General features: G+C 76.5%; 4 protein-coding genes. All 4 read right to left on the bottom strand.

Annotated features, from left to right (window positions below):
- On the bottom strand, nt 1–1,269 hold a 1,269-nt coding region (locus GTY56_RS21375; RefSeq protein ID WP_161366971.1), incomplete at its 3' end, for an ATP-binding cassette domain-containing protein.
- Nucleotides 1,266–2,417, bottom strand: a complete 1,152-nt coding sequence (locus GTY56_RS21370; RefSeq protein WP_237524957.1) for a SagB/ThcOx family dehydrogenase — start codon at nt 2,415–2,417, stop codon at nt 1,266–1,268. The genes GTY56_RS21375 and GTY56_RS21370, both read right to left, overlap by 4 nt.
- Before the next feature lie 11 nt (nt 2,418–2,428).
- A complete protein-coding gene (locus tag GTY56_RS21365; protein ID WP_161366969.1) occupies nt 2,429–3,808 on the bottom strand; it encodes a YcaO-like family protein in 1,380 nt (459 codons plus the stop codon).
- A partial coding sequence (locus tag GTY56_RS21360; RefSeq protein ID WP_272923385.1) for a CocE/NonD family hydrolase C-terminal non-catalytic domain-containing protein occupies nt 3,805–4,202 on the bottom strand: 398 nt, incomplete at its 5' end. The genes GTY56_RS21360 and GTY56_RS21365, both read right to left, overlap by 4 nt.

The following is a 4,202-nucleotide window of genomic DNA, read 5'->3' as shown; positions in this document are numbered from 1 at the left end:
GGCGTGGAAGAGGTACGTCTCCTGCGAGACGACGGCGATGCCCTGGCGCAGCGAGTCGAGCGCGTACTCGGTCGTGGGACGTCCGTCGAGGGTGATCCGGCCTTCCTGCGGGTCGTGGTGGCGCAGGAGCAGGGCGAGGAGTGTGGACTTACCGGCGCCGGAGGGGCCGACGATCGCGGTCGTCCGGCCCGCCTGGGCGGTGAACGAGACGCCGTCCAGAGCCGGGGCCGGTGCGCCGCCGTAGGTGAACCGGACGTCGTGGAAGCGCAGTTCGGGCGGAGTCCGCAGGTGTGCGGAGGCCGTTCCGGTGTCCTGGACCGCCGGTTCGGCCGTGCGCAGAGCCGCGAGGCCGTCGGCGGCCGAGGCCCCGAGGTATCCGGCGTGCCATTCGCGGGCGAGGTCGCGGACGGGGCGGAAGCACTCCGAGGCCAGCAGCAGCACCAGATACGTGCCGGTCGCCGTGGTGGATCCGGTGACGGCCGACCAGCACGCCAGGAGGGCCGCGGCGGCGGTGCCGCCCTGGATGGCGAGATCGGTGATGCCGGTGTCGACCAGGGACACGCGCAGTTTGGCGACGGTCGCGCGGTGCAGCGCCGCGGACCGCTCCTCAAGGCGGGCGCGGGTGCGACCGACCGCGCCTGCGGCGCGCAGGGCGGGCATGCCCTGGAGGGCCTCCAGGTAGTCGGCGCCCAGTCCTTCGTACGTGTCCCAGTGTTCTTTGCCTCGGGTGGCGAGGAGCCGGTCCCAGGCGCGTGGTCCGGCCAGGGCGAGGAGCAGGGCGGGGACGAGGCCGAGGAGGGCCCGGGGTTCGGTGGCGGCCAGGGCGGCGAGGACCAGGGGCGGCACCGTGAGGGTGACCAGGAGCTGGGGCAGGTAGCGGGAGACATAGGCGTCGACGCCCTCCACCCCGTCGACGAGGGTGGTGCGGACGGCTCCGGCCCGGGCCGTGTTCAGGTGTGCGGGCCCCAACCGGCCCAGGTGGGCCAGGAGTTCGTCCCGCAGGGCTACCCGGACCCGGGCTCCGGCACGGGTGGCGGTACGCCGCTGTCCCACGGTGAGCCCGGCGCGGGCGCCGACGACGGCGAGCACAGCGGCCAGCAGCCACGGGAGCCGGCCGGTGTCTCCGTGTGCCAGGCCGGCGAGAGCGAGGGCCAGCAGGGCGGCCTGCGCCAGGTGGGTGAGGGTGACGGCGCCCTGCAGGAGGGTGGCCGCGAGCAGGGGGCGCCGTGCGGGACGGGCGGCGCGGCGCAGCTCGGGGTGGACGATCACGTGGTGTTCTCCTCGTCGGCGTGGCGGGTGCCGAGGGCCAGTGCGTGGACGACCCAGTCCCGGCCCGGGGCGGCGCCGAGCGCGGCGCCGAGGTCCGCCTGCTGCCAGGACCCGACGGGCCGGGCGGCCAGCCCGTGGCGCCGGGCGGTGACATGGGCCAGGTGGACGGCGAAGCCGGCCCGCAGGTGGGCTCGGCGGATGTGCGGGGCGTCGGCGTCGGCGGGGCAGCCGACGGCGAGCAGGACGGCGCCCGCGTCCGCGATCCAGGCCTGGCCGGCGGCCCAGGCGGCGAGCGTCGGGCGTGCCTCTCCCGCCGCGTGACGCCGCAGGGTGGCGCCGTCGGCGGCCGGCTCCACCAGTCCGGGCCGTGGCGGGCCTACGGCGGCACACCAGCGCAGCTCACCGGCGCCTGCCCGCGCGGCGGTGGTGAGGACCGCCAGCAGTGCGTCCGGGGAGGGAGCGCCGGACAACGGCGGTGGGGCGCTGCGGCGCGCCAGCAGTTCCCCGGGTGCCGGCCGGCCCTCCGGCGGCTCCGCGATGCGCGCGCCGTCCCCCGGGTGCACCGGGCCCGGCCGCCCGGGCGGCGGGATGTGCACGGCGGCCAGTGGGCTCTCGGCGCGTCCGTCCAGCCGTACGTCGGCCTCGCTCACGCCGAGCGCGCGGGCCGCCAGGTGCAGCGCGGCGGCGGCGTGCCCGGTGTCGAGGAGCAGCAGGGGCAGGGCCCGGTGGCCGTAGTGGGAGACCGTGCGCCGTGCGGTGACCGAGAGTCGGGCCGTCACGCCCGGTGGCGTGCCGCCGGGTTGCCGGCCGAGGCGGTGCACGCGGTGGCGCAGCGGGTCGTAGCCGTAGCGTCCGGGCGGCAGGGAACAGCCGGCGCCGACGGTCAGTTCGGTGTCCACCGGGTGCAGGGCACCGGCGGACGGAGCGGGCCGCAGTCGGCCGGAGCGGCCCGAGGCCGCCAGGGAGAGGCGCAGCAGCGCCTGCACGTCGAGATCCTCCAGCCCGGCCTTCGGGAAGGCGGTCGGCGGGCCCGGCCAGGCCCGGACGGCTCCCCCGGCGGATGTGCCGGGGCCGGGGGTCGCCGGGGTGCGGGCGAGGGCGAGGGCGGCGACGAGGTCCGGGGGACGGTCCTCGCGTGCGTGTTCCACGGGGACGGCCCTCACATGTGCGGCGGAGGCGCCAGGGTGAAGTCCTCCGGCGCGCTCGGCGGGTCGGTGCGCCATCCGCGCGCGACGGCGGCCTCGGACAGACGTGGGCAGCCGAAGTAGCCGAAGGCCGCCGGCGCGTTGGGCAGGAGCCCCGAGACGAGGACCCTGGCGACGCGCAGGGTGGTCTCGGCGACGTCCTCGGTGGTGAGGTCGAAGGTCATGACCCGGTGTCCGCCCGCGCGCAGCGCGTTCTCCAGCCGTTCCCGGCTGCCGGGTTCGACCGCGTCGACGGACACGGTGCCGAGGGCCGGTGCGGTGAACCGTCCGGCCTCGGCGGCCATCCGCTCGTCCAGCCACACCTGCACGTGCGCGCCCAGGTCCCGGACGTGCTCGAACTGCTCGCCGCACGCGTCCAGATAGCGGCCGTCGGCCCGGTGCTCCAGGTAGAGCCCGCGGGCGAGCAGCCCCGCCTCGACGGCCTGGAAGACCCAGCCGTCGGAACCGGTCAGGCCCTGGGTGAAGACCCAGGTGTGGACGGCTTCGAGGACGGCCTTGCGGGCGGCTTCGGCCGGATCGTACTTGCAGGCGAAGCCGGCGGCGTACAGGCCGAGGCGCGGGTCGTGGACGAGGGCGGCCATGCAGGGGGCGAACTCCGAGTGCATCTCGACGATGTGGACGTCGAGGGCGGACCCGGCGAGGTCGTCGGCGAGGCCGGGCACGCTCGCGGGGTCGATGCCCCGGGCCGGGCCGTCCAGGTGCCACCACAGTTCCAGGGCGTCCCGTTCGACGATCTCCAGCAGGCCGCGTTCCACGGCGTCGTCGAGGCCCTGGCCGGTGGCGATGCCGGCATAGTTGAGGTGGTGGGTGCGGGGCAGCCGGCGCAGGTCGCCCTGGCGCCAGTTGAGGTGGGTGAGCGAGACGGGTGCCCAGACCTCGGCGGTGGTCCCGTCGGCGATGGCTTCCGTTCCGCGCGTCCACAGGGCCGGCGTGTCGGCGCTGAAGGGGCGGTAGGGGAACGTGTCCCGGGCGTACTGCCAGGGTGCGTAGGCGGGCAGGTCCCCGGGGCCGTACAGGCGCAGGCCCTTCTCGGCCAGTTCGGCGGCGGTGGCGCGCAGGGGGGTGTCGGGGTGGCCGGGTGGCGGCACGCGGTTGCCGCAGTACCGCTCCATGCCCTCGGCTATCGCGGCGGTGCGGGCCTGCTCGGGGTCGCCGAAGGTGGTGCCGAGGGAGACCCGGTCGGCCGGCCACAGTCCGAGTCTGCGGGCGTCGGATATCTCGGCCGTGAGGGCGGTGTAGCGGGGCGGTGTGCCTGGGGGGTGCTCGACGGGTTTGACCTTGCGGACGATGCCGCAGACGGGGTCGACGAGTGCTTCCAGCGGCAGCGCCGTCATCGCAGGATCTCCTCGGCGGGGTCGGTGGGGGTGGGACGGGACGGGAGCACGTGCAGAGTGAGGGCCACGGCGGCCGGGTCGACCTCGCGCCGGGAGGGGAGCAGCCGGTGGGCCGTCACCGGGTCGTCGCCGGTGTGGGGGTTGCGGGCGTGAGCCGGAAAGTGGTGGCCGGCGATCTCCAGGCGCAGCCGGGTGCCGGCTCGCAGCCGACGCGTGAGCCGGCCCAGACCGATGGTGAACTCGGCTGCGCGGCCGGCCGGTTCGGTTCGCCGGACGACGCCGACGGCGAGCCGTTCGGCGTGCCCGTCCGGGCCGAGCGCGACGAGCCGGGCGGCCCAGTCCGCGGACGGCGTGTGGGCGGTGGCCCGCAGCCGCGCGCCGACGGGGCCGACCA

It is taken from the genome of Streptomyces sp. SID5643 (assembly GCF_009872555.1).
Classification (GTDB): Bacteria; Actinomycetota; Actinomycetes; order Streptomycetales; family Streptomycetaceae; genus Streptomyces; species Streptomyces iakyrus.
The sequence above is the reverse complement of the archived record's forward strand: the minus strand, read 5'-3'. Positions and strand labels throughout refer to the sequence as shown.